This window comes from Sorangium sp. So ce590 (assembly GCF_051521365.1).
In the GTDB taxonomy this organism is placed as follows: Bacteria; Myxococcota_A; Polyangia; order Polyangiales; family Polyangiaceae; genus Sorangium.
On the sequence record NZ_CP150346.1, the window covers coordinates 5,600,211 to 5,626,208 of the forward strand.

General features: G+C 69.8%; 24 protein-coding genes and 1 pseudogene. 4 read left to right on the forward strand and 21 right to left on the reverse strand.

Annotated features, from left to right (window positions below):
* Window positions 1–36 precede the first annotated feature (36 nt).
* Window positions 37–840, reverse strand: a pseudogene (locus WMF28_RS20755) (phytanoyl-CoA dioxygenase family protein).
* A 107-nt stretch (window positions 841–947) separates the two neighbouring features.
* Between WMF28_RS20755 and WMF28_RS20760 the strand changes: the two are divergent.
* Window positions 948–1,703 (forward strand): hypothetical protein, encoded by a 756-nt coding sequence (locus WMF28_RS20760; RefSeq protein ID WP_437603997.1) that lies wholly within the window; start codon window positions 948–950, stop codon window positions 1,701–1,703.
* Window positions 1,704–2,189: 486 nt separating this feature from the next.
* Here the strand turns inward: WMF28_RS20760 and WMF28_RS20765 are convergent, their stop codons facing one another.
* The 5 genes from WMF28_RS20765 to WMF28_RS20785 all read right to left on the reverse strand — a co-directional run bounded on the left by WMF28_RS20765 (window position 2,190) and on the right by WMF28_RS20785 (window position 7,338).
* A complete protein-coding gene (locus tag WMF28_RS20765; protein WP_437603998.1) occupies window positions 2,190–3,323 on the reverse strand; it encodes a glycosyl hydrolase family 18 protein in 1,134 nt (377 codons plus the stop codon).
* A 135-nt stretch (window positions 3,324–3,458) separates the two neighbouring features.
* Window positions 3,459–4,448, reverse strand: coding sequence for a glycoside hydrolase family 19 protein (locus tag WMF28_RS20770; protein WP_437603999.1), 990 nt, complete (start codon window positions 4,446–4,448; stop codon window positions 3,459–3,461).
* A gap of 520 nt (window positions 4,449–4,968) precedes the next feature.
* Window positions 4,969–5,895: a hypothetical protein gene (locus WMF28_RS20775; RefSeq protein WP_437604000.1), complete on the reverse strand. Its 927-nt coding sequence runs from the start codon at window positions 5,893–5,895 to the stop codon at window positions 4,969–4,971.
* 220 nt (window positions 5,896–6,115) lie between these two features.
* Entirely contained in the window at window positions 6,116–6,979 is an 864-nt protein-coding gene (locus tag WMF28_RS20780; RefSeq protein WP_437604001.1) for a PAS domain-containing protein, read from the reverse strand.
* Window positions 6,980–7,062: 83 nt separating this feature from the next.
* Window positions 7,063–7,338: a hypothetical protein gene (locus WMF28_RS20785; protein ID WP_437604002.1), complete on the reverse strand. Its 276-nt coding sequence runs from the start codon at window positions 7,336–7,338 to the stop codon at window positions 7,063–7,065.
* Between the two features lie 498 nt (window positions 7,339–7,836).
* Between WMF28_RS20785 and WMF28_RS20790 the strand changes: the two genes are divergently transcribed.
* Window positions 7,837–9,123, forward strand: coding sequence for a PAS domain S-box protein (locus WMF28_RS20790; RefSeq protein ID WP_437604003.1), 1,287 nt, complete (start codon window positions 7,837–7,839; stop codon window positions 9,121–9,123).
* A gap of 46 nt (window positions 9,124–9,169) precedes the next feature.
* Here the strand turns inward: WMF28_RS20790 and WMF28_RS20795 are convergent, their stop codons facing one another.
* From WMF28_RS20795 to WMF28_RS20825, 7 genes are all read right to left on the reverse strand, one after another.
* Complete coding sequence (locus WMF28_RS20795) at window positions 9,170–9,508, reverse strand: hypothetical protein (protein ID WP_437604004.1); 339 nt, start codon at window positions 9,506–9,508, stop codon at window positions 9,170–9,172.
* A 9-nt stretch (window positions 9,509–9,517) separates the two neighbouring features.
* A complete protein-coding gene (locus WMF28_RS20800; RefSeq protein ID WP_437604005.1) occupies window positions 9,518–9,688 on the reverse strand; it encodes a hypothetical protein in 171 nt (56 codons plus the stop codon).
* A 414-nt stretch (window positions 9,689–10,102) separates the two neighbouring features.
* On the reverse strand, window positions 10,103–10,915 hold the full coding sequence (locus WMF28_RS20805; RefSeq protein ID WP_437604006.1) for a HugZ family protein: 813 nt from the start codon (window positions 10,913–10,915) through the stop codon (window positions 10,103–10,105).
* Between the two features lie 186 nt (window positions 10,916–11,101).
* A complete protein-coding gene (locus WMF28_RS20810) occupies window positions 11,102–11,761 on the reverse strand; it encodes a DUF4276 family protein (protein ID WP_437604007.1) in 660 nt (219 codons plus the stop codon).
* 2 nt (window positions 11,762–11,763) lie between these two features.
* Window positions 11,764–12,930, reverse strand: coding sequence for an AAA family ATPase (locus WMF28_RS20815; RefSeq protein ID WP_437604008.1), 1,167 nt, complete (start codon window positions 12,928–12,930; stop codon window positions 11,764–11,766).
* Window positions 12,931–13,100: 170 nt separating this feature from the next.
* The gene (locus WMF28_RS20820) at window positions 13,101–14,936 is read right to left on the reverse strand and encodes a radical SAM protein (RefSeq protein ID WP_437604009.1); all 1,836 of its coding nucleotides are present in this window, start codon (window positions 14,934–14,936) and stop codon (window positions 13,101–13,103) included.
* A 27-nt stretch (window positions 14,937–14,963) separates the two neighbouring features.
* On the reverse strand, window positions 14,964–16,238 hold the full coding sequence (locus WMF28_RS20825) for a glycoside hydrolase family 1 protein (protein WP_437604010.1): 1,275 nt from the start codon (window positions 16,236–16,238) through the stop codon (window positions 14,964–14,966).
* 220 nt (window positions 16,239–16,458) lie between these two features.
* Here WMF28_RS20825 and WMF28_RS20830 point away from each other — a divergent pair, with 220 nt between their 5' ends.
* Window positions 16,459–17,136, forward strand: a complete 678-nt coding sequence (locus WMF28_RS20830; RefSeq protein ID WP_437604011.1) for a tetratricopeptide repeat protein — start codon at window positions 16,459–16,461, stop codon at window positions 17,134–17,136.
* A 76-nt stretch (window positions 17,137–17,212) separates the two neighbouring features.
* Here WMF28_RS20830 and WMF28_RS20835 read toward each other — a convergent pair whose 3' ends face one another.
* The 8 genes from WMF28_RS20835 to WMF28_RS20870 all read right to left on the reverse strand — a co-directional run bounded on the left by WMF28_RS20835 (window position 17,213) and on the right by WMF28_RS20870 (window position 25,031).
* Complete coding sequence (locus WMF28_RS20835; protein WP_437604012.1) at window positions 17,213–17,542, reverse strand: DHCW motif cupin fold protein; 330 nt, start codon at window positions 17,540–17,542, stop codon at window positions 17,213–17,215.
* A gap of 111 nt (window positions 17,543–17,653) precedes the next feature.
* Window positions 17,654–18,385, reverse strand: a complete 732-nt coding sequence (locus WMF28_RS20840) for a methyltransferase domain-containing protein (protein WP_437604013.1) — start codon at window positions 18,383–18,385, stop codon at window positions 17,654–17,656.
* A 76-nt stretch (window positions 18,386–18,461) separates the two neighbouring features.
* Window positions 18,462–20,825 (reverse strand): lantibiotic dehydratase, encoded by a 2,364-nt coding sequence (locus WMF28_RS20845; protein WP_437604014.1) that lies wholly within the window; start codon window positions 20,823–20,825, stop codon window positions 18,462–18,464.
* A 4-nt stretch (window positions 20,826–20,829) separates the two neighbouring features.
* Complete coding sequence (locus WMF28_RS20850) at window positions 20,830–21,675, reverse strand: hypothetical protein (protein WP_437604015.1); 846 nt, start codon at window positions 21,673–21,675, stop codon at window positions 20,830–20,832.
* A 4-nt stretch (window positions 21,676–21,679) separates the two neighbouring features.
* On the reverse strand, window positions 21,680–22,579 hold the full coding sequence (locus WMF28_RS20855) for a DUF692 domain-containing protein (RefSeq protein WP_437604016.1): 900 nt from the start codon (window positions 22,577–22,579) through the stop codon (window positions 21,680–21,682).
* 112 nt (window positions 22,580–22,691) lie between these two features.
* A complete protein-coding gene (locus WMF28_RS20860; RefSeq protein WP_437604017.1) occupies window positions 22,692–22,889 on the reverse strand; it encodes a hypothetical protein in 198 nt (65 codons plus the stop codon).
* Between the two features lie 58 nt (window positions 22,890–22,947).
* Window positions 22,948–24,072 (reverse strand): M50 family metallopeptidase, encoded by a 1,125-nt coding sequence (locus tag WMF28_RS20865; protein ID WP_437604018.1) that lies wholly within the window; start codon window positions 24,070–24,072, stop codon window positions 22,948–22,950.
* Entirely contained in the window at window positions 24,069–25,031 is a 963-nt protein-coding gene (locus tag WMF28_RS20870; protein WP_437604019.1) for a class I SAM-dependent methyltransferase, read from the reverse strand. Before WMF28_RS20870 ends, WMF28_RS20865 begins: the two co-directional genes overlap by 4 nt.
* 275 nt (window positions 25,032–25,306) lie before the next feature.
* Here WMF28_RS20870 and WMF28_RS20875 point away from each other — a divergent pair, with 275 nt between their 5' ends.
* On the forward strand, window positions 25,307–25,810 hold the full coding sequence (locus WMF28_RS20875) for a cupin domain-containing protein (RefSeq protein ID WP_437604020.1): 504 nt from the start codon (window positions 25,307–25,309) through the stop codon (window positions 25,808–25,810).
* Window positions 25,811–25,998 lie beyond the last annotated feature (188 nt).

Below are 25,998 nucleotides of genomic sequence, written 5' to 3' on the forward strand. Positions count from 1 at the left end.
ACCTGCGCGTTTCCGCCGGAGGGCGACCGGGCGGCTTCAACCTGAGTCGGGTCGCTGGTCGGCTCCGCTCAGCGCCCGGCGGATGGCTTGCTCGACGGGTGAATGATCGCCGCGCTGGCGATCGAGCTGCAGCGGCTCGGTCGGGAGCAGGGGCGGCTGGGCCATGAAGCGCGGATGCGTGCCGCGGTGCGTCTGCGCTGCGTGGACCAGGAACGGGTGGCACAGATAGACCGTCCCCGCTTCGCCCGTCGCGAGCACCTGCGGTCGCTGCGCTGTCTCCGCGAAGCCGTTCGCGGCCAGCTCACGCAGCGTCAGTCCCTGCTCGGCTGCCGGCGCCAGCCGCCTCGCGATGTCGAGATGCGACCCCGCTCGAATGCGCGTCGGCGCGTCGGCTTCGCTGACCTCCGAGAAGAGAAACAGCAGGAGCAGCGCGCGGCCGCGCGACGTGACGTTCACGCGCCACTCCATGAAGTCAGGGATCTCGGTGCCGAAGCTCGCGTCGATGTGCCAGCCCGTGTCGCCCGGGTCGTCGGGCGATGGGAAGCGAATGGGGAACGTGCCGAGGGCGGTCAGCGGTTGCCAGCGCCCGCGGCCGACCAGTTGATCGAGCGCGGCTCGGAGCACCGGTGTGTTCGCGGCGTCGGCGAATGGTCGCTGGCCGTACTGCCCGAGTCGAACGACCGGCTTCGTTTAGGTCTTCCGGTCGTGTGGGGCCATGCCTGTGTCACGCCACAGGATGGCGCGGGCCTCGTCGGCGAGGCTCCGAGGAAACGCCGCATCGATGCGGACGAATCCGTCGGTGATGAAGTGCTCGATCTGCGAATGACTCAGCTCGTTCATGGCCGCGGACCACACTCTACCCAATCCAGTATCGGGTTGTACCGGCTTCTTTTACTTACGCGCCGGGATGCGGAAGGCAAATCCGCTGTAGTGCTTGCGCGCGGGGGGTGATGATCGCATTCCGTGTCTCGGTCAATGGAACGAAGGTCTGCACCGCCGGCGTCGGCCCGAACGGCGTTCTGTCGATCGTGGTCGGGCGGAACGCCGGCTCTCTGCAGGCGCTGATCGAGGACGGCGACATGCACATCAGCGGGATGGACTCCGACCGGCGGGAGTATTTTTTCTGGTCTTCCCCCAGGCTCAGGGTCGGGGACGAGATCGGGATCGAGATCCTCGAGGCCGACAGGGGCGACCCTCCTTCGAGGCGCATCCCGCACACCGAGTCGTATCTCGGCCTGAACCTCCTCCACGCCCGTGCTGCGCTGGGCGCCTTCACCGGGTCGATGCTCCGCGATCCCAGGGGGCAGCTCGCGACCATCGCCCGCAGCATCCGGGACATCCTCTCCAGAACCGCAACCGCGATCGTGAGCCGCGCGCTTCGTATCCCTGCTGCGCGCGCAGAACGCGCCCTCTGCGTCGAGCTCAACTCGCGGCGATTATGTATCGCCGGTGTACCGCGCCGTGGTCATCTGATGACCTTGATCGCCTGGGCTGGAAGTGAGGGAAAGCGTACCTACAGCCATTTCTTGTTCTCGGTCTACGGGCGGGACGCCCGCACGGACGAACACCTGGACTGGAGCCGTCCGACCCTGGCCGTCGGCGATCATGTATCGATCCGAATCGCTCGATCGATAGAACACGATGCGCCCACGCGACGCGCGGGAGAGAGCGCGTCGCCGTGCGCCATGCCGACGGGGGCCTGACCCGCCCCCCCACGACCGCGCCGGGGACGTCGTGCGCGTCGATCACGCGGACGGCACGGCGACGCGCTTCGAGCTCGGAGGGCTGCACAAGGTCTGCGCGATCCGTCGCCGTCCATCGGCGCACCGCTGCGAACGGCGAGGAGCGCCACAGGGCCACGCCACGGCGGGGTAGGCCTATCCGGCGCTCCGTCGTAGGGCGGCTCACCGAGATTTGGGGGGGGGCCACCCGGCCTCGGTGGCGGTTCACCGGGATTTTGGGGGGGTCCACCCGGCCTCCGAGGCGGTTCACCGGGCCTCCGAGGCGGTTCACCGGGCCTCCGAGGCGGTTTACCGACTTTCCGAGGCGGTTCACCGGGCCTCCGAGGCGGTTTACCGGGCCTCCGAGGCGGTTCACCGACCCTCCGAGGCGGTTCACCGGCAGCGTCAACATCGGACCCGCGCCGGTAGCGCGGCGGCCCGGCCCGGCTCCCTCGCGATGGCGTCCCGCTACTTGACCAGCGGTCCGACGCGGTTGGCGAAGGGCCACCCGAGGCTCTCATCGGTGTGGATCTGCCAGTCGAACGCGCCGCGGAGCGTCGGGTGGTTGCTCTCGATCTGGTTCCACGTGGGGATCGCCTCGTCGATGGACATGTAGTTCGGCTGGTCCCAGATCCCGAACCCCACGACGACGTGCGTCGGGCCGAGCAGCCGGACCCACTCGTTCACGTTGTTGATGATATAGGACTGCTGGTCCAGATCGGGACCGTCGTAATACTGCGGGGCCGCATAGTCCATGGCGCCGGCCTCCACCATCTCCTTGCAAAACGTCTTGTCGCGGTTGTTCCACGGGGCCGGAGGCGAGGTGATGAGGAAGCCGGGGTAGCGCCGCTTCAGCTCCAGGCTGATCCACTTCATCTCGGCGGTGTCGGGCGCCTGATCGGCCTCGAAGGTGTTCCAGTCGAGGCCGTCGAACCCACCGAGGTCGTTGTAGATCCCGACCACGCTATCGACGAAGGTCTGCGACTTCGTGCGATTCGGGAAGCTCATGCCAGCCCCGGCGCCGCCGACGGACAGGATGATCTTGCGACCCTGGGTCGTCCGCGCGTACTGGATGTCTGCCTTGAGGTTCGTCGCCGCTCCCCTGCCGTTGCCCGGCGGCGTCCAGGTGACGGCGCCCGTCGTGCCGGGCGACCCGCCCACGGGCTTCGCGGCGAAGAGGTAGATCACGTTGTAGTTGCTGTTGACGTCGCGGATGCGGACGGGCGACGGCGTCCAGTTGGGATAATAGCCACCGACGACCTTGGCCGGCAGCGCGCCGATCGGGCCGGGGGTGGGATCGGGGTCGGGGCCGTCGCTGCAGGCTGCGTACGGCTCCCAGAAGTACGTGCTGACGGTCGGGATATAGCCCGGATTACCGTGCTCGGCGATGTAGGCCGATCCCTGGTAGTTCACGACGGTCCCCTCGCCGTACCACTGCCCGCTCCGCCATTCCGGAGCGCCTGCGCACACGGCAGACTCGTTCTGCTCGGCGTCGATCTCGTCCTGCGGCGAACCAGCACCGAGGCATCCGACGCCGCTCGTGGCGATGGCGAGGAGGACAACTGACAGCCCAGAAGCAGTGGCAGCAGAATTGAGCAACATGATGACCATTCCCTGTCTAAGTGGAGAAGAATGAAGGCTGACGGCCACACTTGCCTGCTGAAGTGTGGCCATGCGGTGTGCGCTCCGGTGTTTTGCACACGGTGTTCCATCACCGCGATGAGGCGCCGGGGCAGCTCAGCAGCCGGTGTTGTTCCCGGGGCTCACGCCGAGGAGGCGCGTGAACTGCATGTATTTGTCCACGCGGCTCTGCACCTGGGCGGGGTTGCGGCCGTTGCACTCCAGCGCTCCGTTGATGGTGCGGATCGTCTCGCCGAATCCGGCGCCAGTGACCATGGCGTCGTGCGCGGTCCTGGTGCCGGCGCCGCTCTGCGTGGTCCAGAACCAGAAGGCCGTACGCCACGCGGCGTTCGCGTCCTGCGCGACAAGGTCCGGGTTGCTCTGGAGGGGCAGCCCGAGCGCGTTGCCGGCAGCGCAGTAGTTGCCGTTCCAGGAGAGCTGTATCGGTCCGCGCCCGTAGTACGACTTGCCCGGTGCGCAGCTGCAGCCCGGCGGGCCCCAGGAGGTATCGCAGAGTTGCGCCTTCGCGATCTCCTCGACGTACACGAGCCCGCCGGTCTCGTGCGAGGCATTGGCGAGGAAGGCCGCGACCTCCCGCTTGCGGGTGTCGGCGTCGCCCGTGGTGGCGAGCCCGGGGAAGGTCGACGCCGCGGCGATCAGCGCCCGGTACGTGTAGAACGGGTTGCGGCCCGGGAACATGGTGTTGAACACCGATTCGCTCAGGATCGCACCAATCCCGCCGCCGCCGCCACCGCCGCCGCCGCCGCCGCCGCCGCTGCCACCCGAGCTGGCGCTGCTGCTGCTCGAGCTGGAGCAGGTCCCCGTCTCCAGCCAGAGCGCGGGCACGGCGGAGGGCGTCCAGCCCGCCAGGCTCGTGTGGCTCTGCCTGCACGTATAGGACTTGCCGCCGTGGTTCACGACAGTTCCGACCGTGTACGCGACGCCCTCGGCCCAGCCTTTTGCGCTCGCACAGAGCGCCGCTTCCTGGCTGTCGAAGTCGTCCTCGTCCAGCGAAGCCTCCGCGACGCATCCGCTCGCGTTCACGGCCGCGGCGACGAGGACCAGGGACAGCAATGAACCAGAGATGATGCCGAGTTGGTGCGACATGGCAGTGCTCCTTTGCAGTTCGCAGGGGGTGTCTCGCAGGCAGCCCCGCCGGCCGTTTCAGCGCAGCGTCGCCGATCGCGAGGGTCGACCCGCTGCATCGCAAGGAGCAGGCCTGTGGCCGGCGACCTTCAGCGAGCGCCGTTTCTGGCCTCCGTGGCGCGAAGAGCGCAGCGCGCGCAGCGATCGCGCCAGAGGGGGTGATCCACCCGATCACCCTCTCTGGCGATCCCGGGGATCGCCCTCCGGCGATCCTGGGGATCGCCCCTGTCGATCATCACCAGCCAGGCGACGAAGCGCTGGAACCTGCGATCTGGCGCACGAAACAGGGAATCGATTCCAGCCCGCCACCGCAGTGCAGCGTGGATGCCATCTTCCAGGAGACGCTCCGGGGTGAGGGATGGGCCGATGTCGCAGCACGATGTGAGCCAAGCACGGCGGTGGATCGCCCACCAGCGATGTCAGCGCCCCGGCTTCGCGTGACGGGGCGGAGGCACGCGCGCGCGGCGCGCGCGGTCAGAGATCAGTACACGATCCCGGAGTACGGGCAGCGCTGCTGGATCGCCTCGACGTCGCACGGCTCGGGCGGCATGCAGTCGAACGAGGGAGGACAGCTCGCGTCCTGCTCGCAGCCGCAGCCGCACGCGCTCTGGAAGTAGGCCGTGCTCTCGGGGCAAATGAAGTCGATGAGCGTGCACTCCTCCGGGCTGCTGCCCACGTAGCTGCGCCACCACTCGGTCTTCGGGTCGCACGCGCAGGCGCGCTCGGTGCACGCGACGTCGCCGCCGGCCAGGCACGTGCAGGTGTTGCAGCCGTCGAGCGACGGGAACGAGCCGCCCGGCTCGTAGCTCGCGCCGCCGTAGGCGCAGGTCTCCGGGCAGCCAGCGTCCGTGCAGACGACCTTGCCGTCCACCGAGCACGTGCAGGTGTTGCAGCCGTCGTCCGCCGGGAACACGTCCCCCGACTCGTGACTCGCGCCACCGTAGGTGCAGGTCTCCGGGCAATAGGCGTCCGTGCAGATGCGGTTGCCGTCCGCGTCGCACGTGCAGGTGTTGCAGCCATCGCCCGCCGGGATCTCCTCCCCCGGCTCGCAGGCATGGCACCCGATCTTCGTGCAGGCGACATTGCCGCTGCCGGAGGGGTCGCACGTGCAGGTGTTGCAGCCATCCGAGGCGGGGAACGACGCGCCGGGGGCATGGTCGACGCCCTCGTAGGTGCAGCCGGAGATGCAGGCCATGAGGGTGCACGCGACACTCCCATCCTCGTTGCAGTAGCAGCTGTTGCACCCGTCATTGTCCGGGAACGAGTCGCCAGGGTGGTAGACGATCCCATCCCTTTCACAGGTCCCGTCAAAGAGGGTGATGTCGCAGCCCGCGAGGGCCCCGGGGAGGGAGACGGCGAGCGAGAACAGGCTGCCGAGGTGGAACCAAGAAAGACGATGGGCTGTCATGGGTTTCGCTCCTGTGCCAAAGAGTGCCACGGCGCCGCATCCGGCTGGAGGCGGATCGACCGCGGATCGATGCTGGAGCGAGGAGGTAGAAAATAACGTGCCAGCGCCGGGCGCCCGGCGCCGCTGCACGGGGCTGTCCGCGCCGGCAGGGGCGGCCTCCAGCAACCCCGCGCCGGAGCGGGCGGCCGCCGGCGCCCCAGCGCCGGAGCGGGCGGCGCGCTCACGCGTCCTGGGTCACCCGGATCCGCGCGATGAACTCGACCCCCGCGCCGGGCTGCGCTCCGAGCGGGGTCAGCGTGACGCTGGCCTCGAGCGCGCGGCTGCGCGGGCAGACGAGGCGGCTCCGCGCGACCGCGCGCGCGGCCGGGAGCGGGGCCTGCACGTCGACGAGCACCGACGCGACGTCGCGCCCGCAAAGGAGCTTCTCGTCCACGCCGAACAGGTCGTGAGCGCTCGGGTTGGCGCCGAGGATCTCCCCCGCGCTGTCGAGCAGGAGGCACGGATCGGCGATCTCGGCGAGGAGCGCCCTCGACCGCTCCTCGAGCTGCGAGACGCTCTCCATCGCGATCACGAGCTCCTCCTCCAGCTGGCTCACCGACGTCCTCACGCCGGCGAGCGAGTCGTACATCCGCGCGATGGTGGTGACGATCTGCCGGACCTCGATGGCCTCGAACGGCTTGCGGAGGATGAGCAGGTTCGGCGGACACCCGAGCTCGATCGCGATCTCATCCCAGCTGTAGTCCGAGTAGGCGGTGCAGATGACCGTGTAGATGTCCGGCGCGACGCTCCAGATCCCCTTGATCGTCTGGATACCGTCGAGCCCCGGGGGCATCCGCATGTCGACGAAGGCAAGGAAATACCTGCGCGGACTGGCCCTGACGAGCGCGATCCCATCCATCCCCGAGTGGGCCGATTCAATGGTGAACCTGAGCCCGTGAAGGGGGTCCGGCTCCTCCTCGGGCGGCTCGGCGCCGAACAGGCGCGACTCGAGGGCCTGCAGCCCGCGGACCATCTCCGGATCGTGGATCGGCCTGGGCACGAGCATCCGCTCCATCAATCCATGGATGTCCGGATTGTCGTCCACGACGAGGATAGGTCGGCTTACGGATTCCGAAGACATGAAGTTCCTCTCGAGTCGCTCAGGCCCCGCCGCGGCCCCCCTCGGGTCTACCGCCGATTCCGCTGCTCCAGCCGGCGCCGGACCGAGGCGACGCGCAGCTCGGCCCGCGCGACGCTGGCCGCGGTGCCGGTGACGCCGGGCCTCGCCGCCAGCGACTCGAGCACCTCGGACGCGTCGTCGAGCGGCCAGAGGGCGCCCGCCAGCGCGAGCCGCTCGCCCTCCCGGTCGACGAGCTCCGCCGCCGCGGCGCCGCCGAGCGCCCGCCCGAGGCGCTCCACCAGCTCGGCGCGCTCACATCGAGGGGTGCTGTCCGAGGATCCCATGCCTTCGCGTTTCCTTGATCGCCACGTTGCGCGGCAAACATTGGACTCCCTGGCACGGGAGGTGTCAACGATCAGCGTGATGGCACGCACATCCCATCGGTTGACTCGAACTCAATAGGCGTAATCCAGACCACACCGCCCAGCAGATCCCGGGCGTTTGCGGGCGGCGCCGTCGCGGATCGCCGGGGCGGCTTGCGCCTCGCCTCGCGCGCCGGCCGCGCTCCCGGCGCGGCGGTCGATCGCGCGCCGCGGCCTCGTCGCGCGCGCAGCGCGGGCAGCCGAGCCCGCACGCCCGGGCCAGGCCGTCGCAGATTTCATCCGTCGTGCAGAGGTCGTCCGCCGCGAGCGCGCGGGTCGAAAGAGCGCGCGCGGGCCGGTGAGCGCTCGGAGCAGCGTCAAGATCGGCTATCGTCCTCCTCATCGCGGCGCGCGGGCGGGAGAGCGGCCCTCGGCCGGTCGTGGGTGGCCGCGGCGGGGATGACGGAAGGAAGACCGAAGGTGGCGACAGATCACGACAGCATCGAGCGGCTCCGGGTGGAGAACGCGGGACTGCGCAAGGAGGTCGACAGGCTGCATGAGCAGCTGGGGCGCCGGGAGGAGCGGACGCGGCTGATCCTGCAGGCGGCCGTCGATGGATTCCATGTCGTCGGGATGAACGGCGAGATCCTCGACTGCAATCCATCCTTCGCCAGCATCGTGGGTTACGAGCGGAGCGAGCTCCTGACGATGAACATCGGCCAGATCGACGCGCAATCGCCGCACGAGGTCGCCGCGATCATCGAGGAGATCAAGGCGAAGGGGGCGCTCCGCTTCATCACGAGGCACGTCCACAAGGACGGCCGCCCGATCGACGTCGAGGTCAGCTCTCACCTCGTCCGCAGCGGGGACGAGCAGTTCTTCTCGGCCTTCTCTCGCCCGCTCACGGAGCAGCTCAGGCGCGAGCAGGCGCTGCGCGAGAGCGAGCAGATGTTTCGAGCGATCTTCGACGAGACGTCGATGTTCATCAGCCTGCTCACCCCGAGGGGGGAGCGGCTCGAATGCAACCGGACGATGACCGATTTCATCGGGGTTCGTCCCGAGGATGGGCGCGGCGAGCCGCTCTGGCGCGCGCCGTTCTGGGGCGGCGCGCCGGGCGTGGAGGAGCGGGTGAAGGCGTGCGTGCTGAAGGCCGCGTCGGGCGAGCCGACCTCGTGCGAGCTGGAGATCCACGGTACGGGCGGGCGCGTGGCCACGCTCGACCTCAAGATGAAGCCGATCCTCGACGTGTCGGGCGAGAGCGTCCTCGTGGTCGCCGAGGGGTACGACGTGACCGAGCTCCGGCGGGCCGAGGCGGAGCGGGCGGCGCTTCAAGCGCGGATGATCGACGCGCAGGAGGCGACGATCCGGGAGCTCTCGACGCCGCTCATCCCGCTCGACGCGGGGATCCTCGTGATGCCGCTCGTCGGGCGGCTCGACCGGGTGCGCATCGAGCAGCTGCTGGAGCGGCTGCTGCGCGGGGTGGTGGCGCAGCGCGCGGCCACGGTCATCCTCGACGTCACCGGCGTGCCGGTGGTGGACGCCGAGATCGCGGACTCGCTGCTCAGGGCGGCCCAGGCGGTCAAGCTGCTCGGCGCGGAGGTCATCCTCACCGGCGTCGGCCCCGAGGTGGCGCAGACGATGGTGGGTATCGGCATCGATCTCCGGGAGATCGTCACGCTGAGCTCGCTCCAGAGCGGGCTCCACCACGCGCTCGGGCGCTCGCGGCGCGGGAGCAGGGCGGGCGGCTCGCGGCGCCGCGGAGGCTGAGGGGCTGGCGGGCGGCCGCGGTCAGGGGCGGGTCAAGGGAAGCGCTTCACCGGCGCATCGGCTCGGCGAGCCAGCGCACCAGCGCGTCGCCATCGAGATCGAGCAAGGCGTCCTCGACCTCGCCCGGTCCGATCGCCTGTGCGCGCTCGACGATCGAGCGCTCCTCCTCGGTCGTCGGCCGGCGCCCGACCCGCCGCGCGAAGAGGCGGCCGAGCAGCTCGGCGATGACCCTCTCCGCCGCTTTCTCCGCCGCTTTCTCCGCGCTCTTCGCGGCCTGCTGCGCGGCCTGCTGCGCGACCTGCTGCTCGGCCTCGAGGATCATCTCCCCGATGATCGGCATGCTCCGGAGCAGCTTCTTCTCCGTCTCCCTGTCGTCGAACAGCATGACGAGCTCCTATTGCAGATTGTGACCCCAGGGGTCGATGGCCGCCATCACCAAGAGCGCGGCGTAGAGCTCGACCCGCTCCTCGCCGGTCGACGCTCGCGCGTGGATCTCCGCGACGACCTCCCGCAGCGCCACCGCGGTCGCGTCGCGGGCCAGCGGGGCGAACACCAGCCAGAACACGCTGCCGCGCGCCCGGAGCTCGGCGATCGTGCGCTGGTAGACCGCGTCGATGCGGAAGTGCGCGCCGCTGAACGGCCTTGTCGAGGCGTCGCTCGAGCTTCGTGACCTGGGTGTCGACCCACCCGAGGACCTCGACGGAGCGCCCCTCGGGGACGAATACGCGCGCCAGGTCTCCGGGGCATCTCCGGGCGATGTGGCGCAAGGTGATGTCGGCGTCTCCCATGCGCCGCGCACCTGGCAGATCGCATGCCGGCAGCGCGGATGGGTCGAACGGCGAGGGTTCCGGGGCGTGGCGCGCGCCGCGGGGATGACGCCGCCATGGCGGGGGCGGCATCGCCACCGTGCGGGCCACCTGGCATGGTGGCATGGCGCTCTCACAGCCCGGCGAACGTGATGCCACGCCACGGTCAGCTCTCAGGCGCTGCGCCCGCGCGCCTCGCGCACCAGCGCCACCATGGCCTTCCGCACCTCGTCGCTCGTCGAGACCGGCGCATCGAACGCGAGCCGCGCCGCCTTCGGCCCTGCGGGCGTGATGACGTCCAGCTCGAAGCCGTAGCGATCGACCGAGGTCATCGTGGCGCCGGTAGCATCCTTGATGCCGGCGAGGGCCTTCGCATACGCGAGGACGGCGTCGGCGTGATCGGTGTTCATGTGCTCGAGGATGCGCGCGGCGTCGGCCGCGAGCGGATCGGGCTCGGCGGCCGCGTACGCGTCGGCCTCGACCCAGGACATCCGGCCGAAGCCGCCGACGTAGCGGATCGACACGGGGTCGAGCCGATAAAAGGAAAAGTCAGTAAAATCCACGTAGTACGACGCGCGCGGGTGCACCGCGAGGAAGGTCGTCCGGGCGGCCGCCGCCTCGGCGCCGTCGAGTGGGCGGCAGGGGCCGATCAGCGTCATCCGCCCGAGCGCGAGCGGGTCCGTCCGGCCCTCGGCGGGCTCGGCGACGAGCAACGACGCCTCGGGACGGACCTTGAGGTTGCCGGTGTGCTCGGCGAGCGCCGAGAGCAGCAACAGCGGCCGCCCGTGCGCGTCCACGGCAACGGTGACGAGCGAGCCGTAAGGATAGCCGGCCGGGTCCCGCGCGAGCGTGCACAGCGTGGCGGAGCGGGCCCGCTGCGCCAGCGTACGGCAGCGCTCGGCGTGGCTCGGCGACGGGGCGTTCTGGACAGGGGGCGCCGCCTCCGAGGCAGAGCCCGGTCGGCCGTGATCTGTGGGCGTCGACATGGAGGGCGGGTAGCACGCCCGGAGGCCCGGCGGAACCCGGGCGGCGGCGCGCTTCATGGGCGCCGTGCGCGCTCAACGGACGCGGCAGGGACAACACCCACGGCGTCGCACGTCAGGTCTCGACCCGGCCGTGCGCGCGACCTCTGCAACCGTCGGGGCTCGCTTGACTCCCGGGCATCATCATCACTACGCCCTGGGCCCTCCAAGCTGCATGAGCGTCTTGACCCAGCCGTCGAAGAGCGGGCAATTCGCGCGGATCTGCTCAAGCCCGATCGTGAGCGCCGCGAGCGTCCCGCCCGCGACCTTATCATACCCCGGGAAGTGCGCCAGGACCCGCTTCGACGGAGCCGTCGCCTTGTCATTGTTGATGTCTTCCGGCGTCGGGAATTGAGCTCGAATCCCCCTGAACGGCGCGGCGAGCTCGGGTTTGTAGAGCCCCCTGGCGAATCCATCAGGATCGCTAAACAACAACCCTTCAAACTCGTACATTTGTATGTACGGGATGAACCGCCTGGCATCGAAGCGACGTCCCATCTCCTGTTCGACATCAGCGTAGAACGCGGACTCCAGGATCGTCTTCTTCCGGACCGCCGGGTCAAACTCACCGACGCGCTCTTCGTCCGGAAACATGTTTCTACGCCCATAGTAATCGATAAAAGTAGTACAGAAGGCCGTCGACTGTTCCTTCAACCGCTTCACGACGAGACTCTTCAAGCGTTCATACCGAACGTTTCCGCTCATCTGGATCGAGGGCAATAGGACGACGCCGTTGTCCGCGAGGAGGGGACGAAGGAGCTCCTCGATGAAGGTCTCCTCTGTCTGCCCCTCGGCGACAATGCAAAGCATCGTCATCGGCTCGGTCGCGCCCCGAGAAGATTCTTCAACCAGAGGTCGCCGAGAGAGTATTCCTCCAGCCAGGTGGCGAGCGACGCAGGGTCGAGGCGGCGCATGGTGGCTTCGCGCCCGGCACGCACCGGCGGCGCTCCGGGCGGCGAATGCATCGGGCGCTCGACGACGACGACATCCTCGGGAGCGAATTGATCGAGCAGCGTCACGGACTGCGTGGCGATGAGCACCTGGACATACTTTGAAGCCCGCTTGATCATCGAGCCGATAACGCCAACGCCATACGGATGAAGCCCGAGCTCCGGCTCGTCGAGTATCAGGATGCTCGGTAGATCCTTCTCGGGTTGGCCGAGGAGCGTGACGAGGGCCATCGTCCGCAGCATACCGTCAGATGCCTGCGAGGCATCGAACACGACGTCGCTACCTGTCTCGCGCCACGCTAGCAGCAGTGTATTATGAGCGGGGATCAGCTCAAAGTCGCTGAAGAACGGGGCGATGAGGCGAATCGTGTCGACGATCCTGCGATAGGCCAGGGGTTCATCGTTCTGGAGCCGCAGGAGAACTGGGGCGAGATTCCCGCCATCTTCCTTCAGGTAACGATTGTCGTTGACGCTCCACTTATCGAGCATCCTGGAGGTCTGCGAGGTATTATGAAACTGAGCGACGATGCAGCGCTGGATGAGGACACGGATGGTCTGGGCCGTCCTGTTGCCCTGATCGCCCAGCGAGATGAGCCCTGACTCTCGATGCCCGGAACCAAGTCTTTTCCACGGCGAGGCCGGGCCATCCTGATTTCTGGTGAATCTGAACTGCTCGTCGGCGAAGATCAGCGTGTCACCCGCCGCATGGTCGAGGCACGCGGCGTACTCGTTTCTGCCCTTCTCTGTCTCGAAGGTGAGTCCTACCTCGATCCGAGGCGTCACCTGCGGACCGTCGTGCAGGAAGCGACTCGCCCCTCCCTTGCGCGCGATCTCGAGCTGGAGGTTCCCCGAGGAAGCCATCGCCCAGCTCATCAGCCGGAAGAACGAGATGAAGTTGCTCTTCCCCACACCGTTTGCGCCGATGAGCACGTTGAGCGCGCGCGGCTCGAAGACGAGCTCGCGGAAGGTCTTGAATCCTTTGATCTCAAGCTTCGTGAGTCGGATTAGCGGTGCCGTCTCTGTGGTCACGGTCAGTGGCGTCCGGCGGGCGGATAGAGAGCACGCTCACCTTCCCTCGACCCCACAGGAACGTCAAGCCCGACGCTCGGGGTTCTGGCGCGGCCGAGCCACATCGTCCGGTGAAACGGCAGGGCCGGCCCCCGGGGTCCAGACGTCCCCGTTCCGAACGTCGCGCGCCCCTACGACGGCACCACCCGCAGCCGCCCGCGCTGCTGCCCCGCCGCCTCGCGCCCGCCCGCCTCGACCGGCCGCGCCGGCGCGGGCCGCGCCACGACGGCCGGCGGCCACGCCGCGAAGTCCTCCGGGAGCGGCCCGGGGAGCGCCGGCTGCGCTGTCCGCTCCAGCAGCTGGAAGTCGCAGCGCGCGACGAGATCGAGCGGCAGCCCCTTGTCCGGACCGCCCTTCGCGTACCACGCCCGCGCCGCCTGCACGTTGCGGATGAGCACGGCGTGCTGCGGATCGCTCTTCGCCGCCGCCGTGAAGTGATCCTGCATCGCCTGCCAGTCGCGCCGGCCCGCCGCGATACACGCGAGCGCATTGTACGCGAGCCCCGGCAACGGATACCCGAGCTCCAGCGCGCGCGCGACGTGCCGCTCCGCCAGATCGAGCTGCCCCGCGTCGAGGTAGGCGACGCCGAGCTCCAGGTGCGCCGCGTGATGATCGCCGAGCAGCGCGAGGATCGCCCGCCGCTCCTCCACCCCCTCGCGGTAGAGCTCGCGCAGACCCTTGTTCTGCTCGAACCAGGCGCCCATCAGCGCCGTGTCCTCCTCCGAGGCGTCGAACGGGGTCTTGAGCTCCTGGAAGTCGCCGCGGAAATAGACGTCGCGCTCGAGCCAGCCGGCCGCCTCGGCGTCGTCGAAGTCGCGCGTCCCGGGGTAGATGGACAGGCACGAGAAGATGTACTGGTGCGGCCTCGCCGCCTCCAGGAACGCGAGCGTCTCGCGGAACGTCTCCGCCGTCTCGCCGCGGTTGCCCAGCATCATGTAATAGCGGACCTGGATACCGTACTTCTTCGCGAGCTCGGTCGACTCGATGATCTTCTTGGCCGTGATCTTCTTGTCGATGTTCTTCAGGATGGCCGGCGACCCCGACTCGACACCGAGGCTCAGCCGCTGGCAGCCGGCGAGGCGCATCTCCCGGAGCAGGTCGTCGCCGAGCACGTCGACGCGCGTGTCGCAGCTCCACAGAAACGAGATCTTGCGCTCGCGGATGCCACGGCAGATCTCGATGACGCGCTTCCTGTTCGTCGTGAAGGTGTCGTCCTTGACCTGGACCATCTTCACGGGGAGCTTCTTCACCGTGGCCTCGAGGGCGTCGAGCACGTAGGGCACCGACTGGCCCCGGAAGCCGCGGCCCCAGGTCGCCTCGGCGCCGCAGAACGTGCAGGCCCAGGCGCAGCCGCGCGAGGTCATCACGATGTGCGTGGCGTAGTGGCCATGCGGCGACTCGAGCGCGTCGAGGTCCTCGATCGCGGCCCGGGGCGGGCCGAGCTCGACGCGGCCCTCGACGCGGTAGGCCGTGCCGGCGAGGCCGAGCGCGGGCCGGCCGGCCTCGAGGCGGTCGAGGAGCTCCAGGAACGAGTGCTCGCTCTCGCCGAGCGTCACCGTGTCGATCTCGGGGTGGTGCCGCAGCATCTCGGCCGCGAGCGGGGTCGCGTGCGGCCCGCCGACGACGATGTGCGCCGCGGGATGGAGCCGCCGGATGCTCCGGGCGGTGAGGGCCACGCCGCGGCGGTTGGCGGTCCAGCACGACATGCCGAAGACGTCCGCGTCGAGCTCGCGCACGATCCGCTCGACCTGCGAGAACGGGTACGACGAGAGGTTCAGCACCTTCACCTGGTGGCCCGCGCGGAGGGCCTGCGCGCCCAGAGAGAAGAGCCCGTACGGGGTCTGGTGGAAGTCCGGGTCGAGATCGCCCTCGCGGTAGTCCGCCGGCGGGCCGTCCCCGCTCGTGTCAGGCGCGTCCCCGGGCGCGGGGATCTTCCAGGGCGGTGGGTAGAGCAGCGCGATGCGCATCGATCCTGCCTTTCCGGTGCTGGGGGGTCACGCGGGCGCGGCGCCGAGCGCGAGCGACGCGCCGTCGACGTCGATGCGGCGCGCGCGCGCGATCCGGGCGTAGAGCTCGGCGCTCGGCCGGGGGCTGCGCTCCTGGGTCACGCGGTCGACCTCGACGAGCCCGAAGCGCGGGGCGTACCCCTCGGCCCACTCGAAGCTGTCGAGCAGCGACCAGTGCATGTACCCGCGCACGTCGATGCCGCGCTCGATCGCCCGCGCGACCTCGGCGAGGTGCCGCACGAGGAAGCGCGGGCGCTGGTCGTCGTCGGCGTCGGCGATGCCGTTCTCGGTGATGTAGATGGGGACCCGGGCGCGGGGCCACCAGGCGTCGAGCACGTAGCCGAGCCCCTCGGGGTAGACCTCCCAGCCGAGATCGCTGACCTCGGCGCCCTCGGGGACGAGGCGCCGGAGGAAGCCCGCGCGCGCGTGCGCCGGCGAGAAGCGGACAAGGTCGCGGCTGTAGTAGTTCACGCCGAAGAAGTCGTGCAGGCCGCTGTCGCAGAGGGCGCGCGCGAAGGCGTCGTTGAACAGCCGCTCGAAGAGCGCCGCCCACATGCGGTCGGCGAGGCGCCCGAACCGCTCCGGCTCGATGACGCGCAGGTGGTGCGCGACGCCGACGGCGATGGCGTGGCCGCGGCGGCCCGCGGCCTCGTGCATGGCGCGGTACATGGCGGCGTGGGCGCGGAAGAGGTTCTGGTGGGCGCGCACCGCCTCGACGGGCGAGCTGCGCGCGGGCGGCCAGACGCCGAGCAGGTGGGCCTGGAGGGCGAGCATGTTGGGCTCGTTGATGGTGACCCAGAGCTGGCAGAGATCGCCGAGCGCCTCGACGGCGCGCTCGGCGAAGCGCGAGAGGAGCGCCGGCAGCTCCTGCGAGAGCAGGCCGCCGCGCAGCGCGACCCAGCGCGGCAAGGTGACGTGGTGGACGGTGACCATCGGGGTGATCCCGGCCTCGAGGTGCGCGCCGAGCACGGCGCGGTAGTGGTCCCACGTGGCCGGGTCGAACTCGCCCGGCTCCCGCTCGACGCGGGCCCACTCGATGGAGAGCCGGTGGGCCCCCATGCAGAGCCGCGCCTGGAGCGCGACGTCCTCGCGGAAGCGGTGCAGCTGGTCGCACGCGTCGTCCGGCGTATCGCCGCCGCGGACACGCCCCGGCTCGCGCGCGAACGCGGCCCAGTCGCTCTGCGCACAGTGCCCCTCGACCTGTGTGGCAGAGGCGGCGGTGCCGAACAGGAAGGCGTCCGGGAAGCGCAGCTCCTCACCCATGGCCGCGCATCCTACGCGAACTCGCGCCGGGCGGCTGCCTTCCGGGCAGGAACGCGACCCCGCGGCGCGCTGCGCTGCGGCGTGACCTGCGTGACGGGCAGGACCGGCGTGCCGCCTGCGGCGGCGCGACGATTGCCCGATCGGCCGGGCGCCCGTACGATACGGACCGGTGCGGTGCGGAGGTGCGGCGAGCGCGGGACGGGGAGCGCGCGCCCTCGCCGTGGCCCTCGCCGCCGCGCTGCTGCACGGGGCCGCGCTGGCCAGGGCGGACGGGGTCGGCTGGGCGACGGCGCAGGCCGCCGAGCTGACACGCCAGGCCGAGGCCCGCGCGGCGGCCGGCGAGGCGGACGTGGCGCTGTCGCGGTACCTGGAGGCGGTCCGCTTCGACGCCACCTACGGCCCGGCGTACCTCGGGCTCGGCGCGCTGTACGAGCGCGCGGGCGACCCGCGCGAGGCGGAGCGCACGTACTCGGTGGGCCTCGACCACGTGCGCGGCTTCGTCGAGGGCTACCGCGCCCGGGCAGCGCTCCGGGCGCGCGCGGGGCGGCGCGACGAGGCGATCGCCGACTTCGAGGCGGCGGCGGCGCTCCGGGCCGACGACGCCGGGCTGCTCCAGGAGCTCGCGGCCGCCTACGTGGCCGCGGGGGCGCTGCCCGCGGCGCTCGGCGTGGCGCGGCGGCTCTCGGCGCTGGCCGCGCAGGCCGGCGATCCCGCCCGGACGGCCACGGCGAGGACCCAGGCGCGCGCCCTGTCGGCGCTTGTCGGCGAGGCCGATCCCGTGCGGGCGGGCGGCGCCGATCGCGGCCCGGTGCGGCGCGCGCTCGCGCTGTACGCCGCGGCGCCGGCGCGGGCGGTGCTGTCATTCGAAGGCGGGAAGGCGAGAAGAAAATCCCAGTGATCTTCCCGCCACAGCCGAGACGACTCTCCACGACCGGCCCTCGAGGGAGCAGCCGAAACCACGCTCGCGCTCCCCGTCAATCGACGATGAAGAGCGTCGCGCCCGCCTGCGTGGACGAGAGGTGCGGCTCGGCGCCGTCCGCCACCTGGTAGCTGGTCCCGGCTGGCAGCGTGAACCTCCGTCCGTCCTTGAGCTCGGTGGTCAACTCTCCCTCGAGGACAAGGAGGACGTGCCCGCGGCTGCACCAGTGATCCGCGCGGTACCCCGGCGTGTATTCGACCATCCTGACACGGAGGTTGCCGGCCTCGATCGTCCGCCAGATGGCCTTCCCGGTCTCCCCTGGATGCTCGGTCGGCTCGACCTTCGCCCAGTCGGCGACGAAGAAGGGGACCCCTTCGATTTTCATCCTCGACAACTCCTCTCTTCTGCGCTCTCGCGCCCCGCCCCGCCCGCTCGCCGCGAGCGGAGGCCGGCCGGGCGCCGCGCGCTGGCGCCGTGCGGCCGGCGCCCGGCGCGCTCACTTGATGGCCAGGAACCCCTCGAACGAGACGTACTTCATGATGGACATGATATCGACGAAGCCGGCCCGCTTCAGCATGTCGACGTTCCCCTGGGTCGAGAACGGCTCGAGCACTCCCTTGAGGCTCCGGGCCTTCGCGACGATCTCGGAGGGGGTGAAGCGCTGCTTCAGCTTGAACTCCTGGTACAGCGCCGTCGTGATGTCCTGGAACCTGGCGTCGCACGCCCGCACCTTCTCGAACAGGACGAAACAGCCTCCCCAGTTGAGGGACTCGTAGATCCTGTTGATGACCTCCTGCCGGAACTTCGGCGGAACGAACTGCAGACAGTAATAGGACACCATCATGTCCGATTTCTCGAAGTCCCACAGGACCGCGTCGCCGACGTGGAGCTCGACGTTCTTCATGCCGTCGAGGCTCGCGCGCGCCTGCGCGATCATGGTCTCCTCGACGTCGAGGCCGATCCACTTCGCGTGCTTGCCCGCGTTGTGCCGGGCCAGCTTCCCGAGGAGCTCCCCGGTCGACACCCCGAGCTCGTAGCAGACGGACCCGTCGTTCACGAAGAAATCGCTGATCTGACAGATCAGGTCGTGCCCCGCGTCGTACAGCGGCACCGACCTGCGGACGTGCTCCAGAAACGTCTTCGGCACCTCCGCGCCGAAGGACCACGACGCGTTGGGCGCGAGGATACCGTCACCGACGCTGAACACCTCACTGTGCTGCATGCTCATAGAACTGTCTCCTCAGTCAGGATCTGCTGCATCAAGCTCGCCTGAAGGCCGCCGCGCCCGTGCCGCGCAGGCGCGGTCACCGGCGAGAGCCCTTGGTGGTGAAGGAGGTCCGCAATTCGGAGGTGAACGCGCCGCGCTCGTCGGCGAGCCAGAGCTCGTCGGGGCCCGGTCGCATCTCCGAGATGGTCACGTCGTCGGCCTGCCGGGCCTGTTTGTAGAAGAGGTCGACGGCGAGGGGGTTCTCGAAGTCGACGTAGATCGGCTTGGGCTCTCCCGGGCATTTCACGAACACCCAGCGCGGCAACCCGAGCGCCCGGGCCCACGCGTGGACGGCCATGAAGGACTGGAAGCTCTCGCCGGGGAGCTTCACGTTCGGCAGGCTCGACCCGGAGGCGCGCCACGTGCGGCGCTTCAGCATGAAGTTGCCGCACGAGATGCGGCACGGGTGCGCCGCTCCGAGCACGTCGGCGGCCAGGTCGAAGAGCATGCGGTGGAAATCCCGCGGCATCACCGTGATGATGTCCTCGAGGCGCCCCGAGGCGCGATCCAGGTACTTGACGCCCCCGTCGCGGAGCACGACGCGCCCGTTCCCGGTCGCCACCTGCCGCGAGAGCGGCGAGCGGCTGTCGTCTCCGGGCATGAGCACGTCGTGGAGGTTCGTCACCACGGGCCAGTTGAGGTTCGAGCGCTGGTGCCCGAGCGCCGGATCGACGAGCACCATGCGGCCGGGGGCGAGCAGCGCGTCGACCTCCTCCAGGATCTCGCGCGAGAACGGCGAGAACGGCTGCGCCACGGGCTGCGACACGTTGTGGACGCCCGGGTGCACCTCTCCGACGATGATCTGGTACTCGCCGCTCCGCAGGGCCTCGATGTCTCTGGCCGCGACAAGGAGATCGGGGGAATGCACGTCGACGCCGAGCGGCTCCGGGGCGCCGTCCGTGGGGCCGCTCTCCTCGAGCCAGCCGAGCAGGCGGACAAGATCGCGCTCCTCGATCATCACGTCGTCCGCCGGCGCCGGGCCGAGGAGGCGCCCCCACGCGGCCCTGAGCTCGCCCCTCAGCAGCTCGACCGAGGGCTCCAGGGCGGGGCTCTTCCGCACGGTCGTGAAGAAGAGCAGGAAGTCGACGCCCTCCTCGTCGCCCTCGGCGCAAAGCTCCCTGTAGACGCGCTCGTAGCGCGCATGGATGAGGTGCGCGGCGCGCTTCGCGAGCCACCGGTAGATGTTGCAGACGGGCTCCAGCACCGCGTCGAGCCTCGCCTCCACGGAGCGCCCGAGCTCGATGAACAGGGACCGCTCGCAGTCCTCGTAGACGACGTACCTGCCCGTGTACATGCTCCCGGCTTCCCGGTCCGTGTTGATCCCGAGGCTCTTCAACACGCTGTAAAGCTCGCTCGAGGTGCGCGCGCGCTCCTCCAGCGCGCCGCCCTGGTACCGCTCCCGAAGCGCGAGGAGGCCGTCGATCGTGTGCAGCCAGCGCGCGCGCCCCGGACACGCCTCGGGCAAGGCCGCGACGGTCCGCCGGACCCGCTCCTCGGGGCGATGCTCCGCTGTCGGGACCTCGATGCTCCGCACGAGCACGCCCTTTTCGAGCAGGAAGCTGCACGCGCGCTCGACGTCCTCAGGGCTCTGGCCCGTCTCGCGGGCGAAGCGCGCGCACAGCGCCGCCGCCGGCCAAGCGCCGTGGCGCCGCGCCTCGCCCACGAAGCGGAGGAAGTCCGCGGCCGGCGCCGAGAGCCGGGTCCGCTTGTTCAAGGGATACCGCAGCTCGGTGCCCTCGACGTGACAGCCCGCGTTGAGCCGGAGCGGCAGGTGCGGGGACACCTCGGGATCGGCCGAGATCGCCGCGCCCAGCGCGACGGCTGCCCAGTGCTCGAACGACACGATCCGCCGCTTGATCCAGCCCGGGCCGGTCGTGCTCAGCCGGGCGGGCTCGTCGAGCCCGGACATGCGCCCCCAGGCCATGGGGCCGAAGAAGCTCACGGTGTCGTTCTTCGTGCAGAGCCGCTGGAGGTAGCTCCACGCGAGGCGAACATGCTGTCTCCGGCGGCTGTCGAGCTGCGCCGCGCCCCCCTGCCCGAGCGAGCGGACCCGCTCGAGCGCCGCGGGGTTCAGGAGGAAGAGCGCCTCCTCCGCCAGCGGCCCGGACAGCCGCTCGATCACCTTGCTCCTGACGGCGCGCGCGTCGGCCGTGAACAGCGCCTCGCCCTCGGCCTCCAGCGCGGCCCGCCGCTCGGTCAGCTGCTTGCGCCGGACCGCCTGCGCGTCGGGCGCCGCCTCCGCCGCGCCGCCGGCTCGCCGCGCCGCGCCGAGGCCGCGCAGCTCGTCCGTCACAAGGTACAGCTGCGCGACGACGGGGCGGCTCGCCTCGATGCCGAGGTCGCTGACCCAGCCGATGGGGAACCCCGCCGATCGCAGCCAGAAGGTCCTCGAGAGGGACATGGCGCTATCCTCTCGAGGCCTCGACGACCCCGTACGCGCAGAGCCGTCGCAGGATGACCACGTCGTCGCCCTCGGGGGGCTCGTCGCCCCCGAGAGAGCGGCGCAGCGCCGAGAGCGAGCGCGGCTCCGTCAGGGCGTTGAAGAGCCGCGCCCCGCGCTCCGGGATGCCGGCGAGCTTGTAGCTGCTCGTCGGCGACGGCACGTAGAGCAGCAGGTGCTGCGGTCCCTTCTGCAGCGGAGTCCGCCCCAGCAGGGACTTGTCCCTCAGCCACGGCCCGAGCGCGTGCTCCGTGGTCACGGTGATGCCCTGCAGGTTCCTGCGGAGCGTGGCGGCGCGCAGATCGACTCCATCGCTCGGCGCCGGGCGCAGGTAGCGCTCACCGGGCAGCTTCGCCAGGCGGCGCACGAGCTCCACCGAGGCGGCCTCGAGCGCGATCACGTCGCGAAGGTAGGGCAGCTCGGCGGCGAGCTCCGAGCGCCGCAGGAAGTCCAGCACGTCCGCGCAGAACGTGTAGACGAACGGCCCGTGATCCTCCCACCCCCGCGCCTCCATGTAGCGCTCGCCCAGCGCGCGCAGATCGTGGCCGGCGCTCACGAGCAGGCGCACGGTCAGCGGGGCGCCCGTCTCGAGGGCATACAGGAACGAGCTCACGAGGCGGAAGCGGTAGTTGACGATGAACCACCGCGTGCGGTGGGGCGTCTCGGCGTAGGCGAGCGCGATGGGGATCTGCTCCGCCGTGAAGCCGTGCTCCGAGGCGCGGTCGGCGAAGCCGGGCTCGAAGATCACGTCGCTGAGCGCGGGCTCGCGGAGGATCCGGCGCCAGACGGTCCAGACGGTCGACGCTTCCATGCGGTCACCCTGCCTGCCGTGTCGCGACCACGCCATACGCCTTGTCCCACGCGCGGCGGGCGCGCTCGATGTCGCGCACGATCATCTCGTGATCGCTCTCGCGCCCGAGGACGCGCGTCGACGGGTGGTGCGCCTGGCCCTGGTACTCGATGATGACCGCGCCGGGCCGGGCCCGCTCCAGCACGCGATCCAGGAGGTCCCACACGGGCTCCGGCACGCGCTCGTCGTGCCAGTCGTGGTAGAGGCCGTCCAGCCAGCTGCCGCCCGCGAGGTGGATCGCGATCACGCGGTCCAGCGGGATCGTATCCAGGTAATCCTCCAGGTCGAAGCGCGGGAGGTTGATCGAGTTCGTGTAGATGTTGTGCAGGTCGAGGTGAAGGTAGGTCCCGGCCTCGTCGACGAGGCGGGCCATGAACTCGGCCTCCCGCATCTCGGCGCCTGGACACGGGATGTAATAGGCGGCGTTCTCGTGCGCGAGCGGCATCCCGTACATCTCCTGGAGCGCCCGCGCGCGCCCGGCCACCCGCTTCACCTCGGAGGTCGAGAACTGGACGGGGCTGCTCCAGATATCGAGCCACGAGTTGTCGCCATAAAAGCAATGGTTCGCCACCCACGGGCTGCCGATCGCCTTCGCCAGCGCGACGTGACGCAGCGCCGCCGGCGTCGTGTCGAGCGGCTCGAAGCCGAAGTCGCACCCGTAGTTGGAGTGGGCGAGGAGCTTGTATTTCGAGGCGAGGCGATCGAGCTTCTCCTTCGCCCCCGGCTTCATGACATAGGGGCTGTCCAGGGGGCCCATCACGGTGTCGAGGAGGATCTCCATCGCGTCCACCTCCATCTCCTCGAAAGGAAACCAATCCAGGATCTCTGGATTGTACTGAAGGCCGACTCCGAGGCTCGGGTACATAGCGGCGCTCCTTGACGGAGGCCGTGCCCGGTCGATCGCCCCGAGCGCGGCCCCGTCCTAAACTGCTCGATGGAGGGCAGGAGCGTTCTCCAGCCCTCCATCGAGCCACCTGTCACGCGAAGACCTTGCTCTCGAGGACCTCGATGTCGTCGAGATCGAAATCCTCGAAGCTCGCGGCGGCCGGCTTCTGGGCGGCCTCGTCCTTCGCGGCGGTGGGAGGGCCCTTGAGGGCCTCGGTACAGCTCCCCTGGGCGACATGGCCGGTCGCCTCGATCGGGTCGCCCGCTTCGTGCTCATTCAAACGAATCATTGCTCTTCTCCTCTTGAGGATGCCTGTGATGGATGCGTTGCAGGGTAGGCGCCGGGGCCTACCGGAAGAACAGCGAGTACGCGCTGGCCCAGGCGATGAGCCAGCTAAGGAAGGTCCCTGCGACAACGGAGAGGTAAAGGAGCTTTCGCCGCGGGCTCAGGTCCTGCGCGCGCCCGGCGTCGCGGCGGAGCAGACCGCGCGCAAACCGCCACGACTTCTGCCGGAGGCCGGGGATCCCCAGCACCTCGGTCAGGAAGAGATAGCTGTCCCCATTGAACACCGGCAGCAGCGTCGGGATGACCGCGAGGGCCGACGTCGCCGCCACGCGGACGCCGAAGACGCCGAGCTCCGAGCCGGGCGCCGCGAGCGCCCACATCACCATGCCCACCGAGGCGCACGCCAGGCTGGCGAGGGGCCCCATGACGATGCTCACGACCCGCTGTCGCTTCGTCATGCGCGACCACTCTCGCTGGACGGGGCGGGCCCATCCCGTCACGAAGAGGAGGTAGGCGCCGAGGCCCATCTCGCTGATGCGCACGCCGTACGCCTTGCAGGGCAAGGCATGGCCGAGCTCGTGGCACACGACGGACGCGATCATGATCGGGTAGTGCCACGGCAGCCAGCCCCAGCCCGTGTACGCCAGCACGAGATCTCCGGAGAACGCGTGCCATCCGAGCCCGGCGATCCAGCCGCCCGCGGCGATGAGCGCGAGACATCCGTAGACGAGCCACCGGCTGACGAGCACCGGGGCGGCGCGCGCGAGCCGGTCGAGGTGCTCGTCGGGCTTCAGGTTGATGAGCGGCACGAGCAGCAGCGACTTGAGCGGCCCGAAGCTGATGCCGGCGAAGGGGTCCTTGCGGAGCCTCTCGGGGCGGCTCGAATCGACGAGGATGCCGAGGCCGACGAGGCGCTGCTCGAACTGCGCGAGCTTCTCGGCGGACAGCCGCGGGGACACGCACGCCCGCGCCTGCTCCAGCACCTCGTCGCGGGATCGGCGCCCGTCGAAGAGCCTCGCCAGGGTGAGCTCCGCTTTTCCCAGCGCGAACGACGTGTCCGTGGCGCGGTCGTAGAGCGCGAAGCGGCGCGGGTCCGGCCCCTCGCCCTCCGCGGGCCCGAGCACCTCGATGTCCGGCGAGAGGAGCGGGAAGGCCGCCGCGCTGCTCGAGCTCTTGCCGCCGGTCACGCGACGCCCTTGGCGCCTCGGTTGGGCACCGCGTCGACCGCGACGCCGCCGGCCGCCAGGCGCTCCTGCAGCGCGCGAGGGTCGTCGCGCTTTCCGCTCCGGATGAGCGCGCGGACGACCTCCGGGGCGGGCACGTCGACCGCGCGTCCCAGGCAGTAGACGCCCCCCGGGCGCGTCGGCCCGCAGAGGGGCGCGTCCGTGGTGAAGAGGGGCTCCCAGCCATGCTTGACCATGAGCAGCTCGAGCGAGCTCGCGGTCAGGTACCGGCGGTGGTTGTGGCTGAAATGGCCGCTCAGGATGCCCTGCCCGAGCGCGCGCCCCTCGAGGAAGAGCAGCGCGCCGGGCCTGGAGGCCCGGCGGCACAACGAGAGCGTGTGGTTCGCGTCATAGACATGCTCGAGCGAGCCGGTGATGACGACGAGATCGTACTCGTCGGCCGGCAGGTCCATGTCCTCCGCGTCGACGACGACCAGCGGCAGCCCCAGCCGATCCTTGCCGTGGTTGACGAAGCCGATGTCAGGATCCGTCCCGAGCCCCGTCCACCCGCGCCGCAGAAAGCTGACCATGAGGCCGCCGGCGGAGCACCCCACGTCGAGGAGCTTCCCCGGCTCCTTGAGATAGCCCCTCTCGGCGAGGCTCCTGTAGAGCAGCTCGCCGCGCCGCACCTGGTCGGAGATGAACGCCTTCTCGGGCTCGCTGCTCCCGAAGAGGAGGGTCCGGTAATAGGTGTTGTAGAAGGTCGTGTAGAAGTGCCTGTTGAAGCGCGGATTCTGCATCATGAATCCGCAGGCGGTACAGCACTGGATCGGCAGCTTGCCGAAGGCGTCCTTGCCGATGTCCACGATGTCCGCCACCGTGACGAACTCGGCTCCGCCGCAGACCTCGCAGTCGACCGCCGACGCCGTGACCCCCTCCGTGATACCGATATGACGCAAGTAGTCGACGAGGAACGATTCCATCGAGCCCTCATTGCAGGGCCGCATGCGTCAGCGCACGGCCGGCGTGTCGGGCGGCAGGATGCATGCTTACCATAAACGGGTCAAGTCCGTATTTCGATCAGGGTTCGCCGGACTTCGGCCGTACGCGGCCGGGCCGGCTGGGATCTCACAGGACTGTAACTCTCCATTCGCCGACGTGTCGCCCTGGCGATATCGCGTCGCACCGGCAGAGCCTGCCATCGGCAAGGACCGACCTGACGGAAGAGTTTGTGTATCTTGAGCAAGGAAACTCCCCGATGAAAAATCCGCAAGACGACAACGGCGAGCACGGCGGCGAGCACGGCGAGGCGCGCTGGAAGCACGACGGCGTGCAGGTGATCTCCGGCGATCAGCTCGACCCGAACACGGCCCAGACGGAGGGCATGGATCGCAGGGCCGCGATCGACCACGCCCGCGTCGGAGCGCAGAAGCTGTGGGCCGGGACGGTGAAGATCCACCCGAACGCGAAGACCGGCGCCCATCACCATGGGCCGCTGGAGAGCGTTATCTTCGTGGTGAAGGGTCGGGCACGCATGCGCTGGGGCGACCGGCTCGAGTTCACGGCCGAGGCGGGCGCCGGCGACTTCATCTATGTGCCCCCCTTCGTGCCGCACCAGGAGATCAACGCGAGCGCGGACGAGCCGCTCGAGTGCGTGCTCGTGAGGAGCGACGGCGAAGCGGTCGTGGTCAATCTGGACATCACGCCGGCGGAGAGACCGGAGGCGGTCGCCTGGATCGATCCGATCCACCGCGCGCCGTAGAGAGTCGGCCTCAGGTCCCCGCCATCTAGACAGATGGTGGTCCGGCGGCGTCGGTTGACCAATCGACTGATAGTTACGCCCATTGGGGAACGCGATGCATAGCGCGCAAGCAAGCTACCGTGAGCTCCATGACTCGCTCCTCGAGTACGACGGTGGTTCGCTCTACCCGGATATACTCGCGCCCTGGC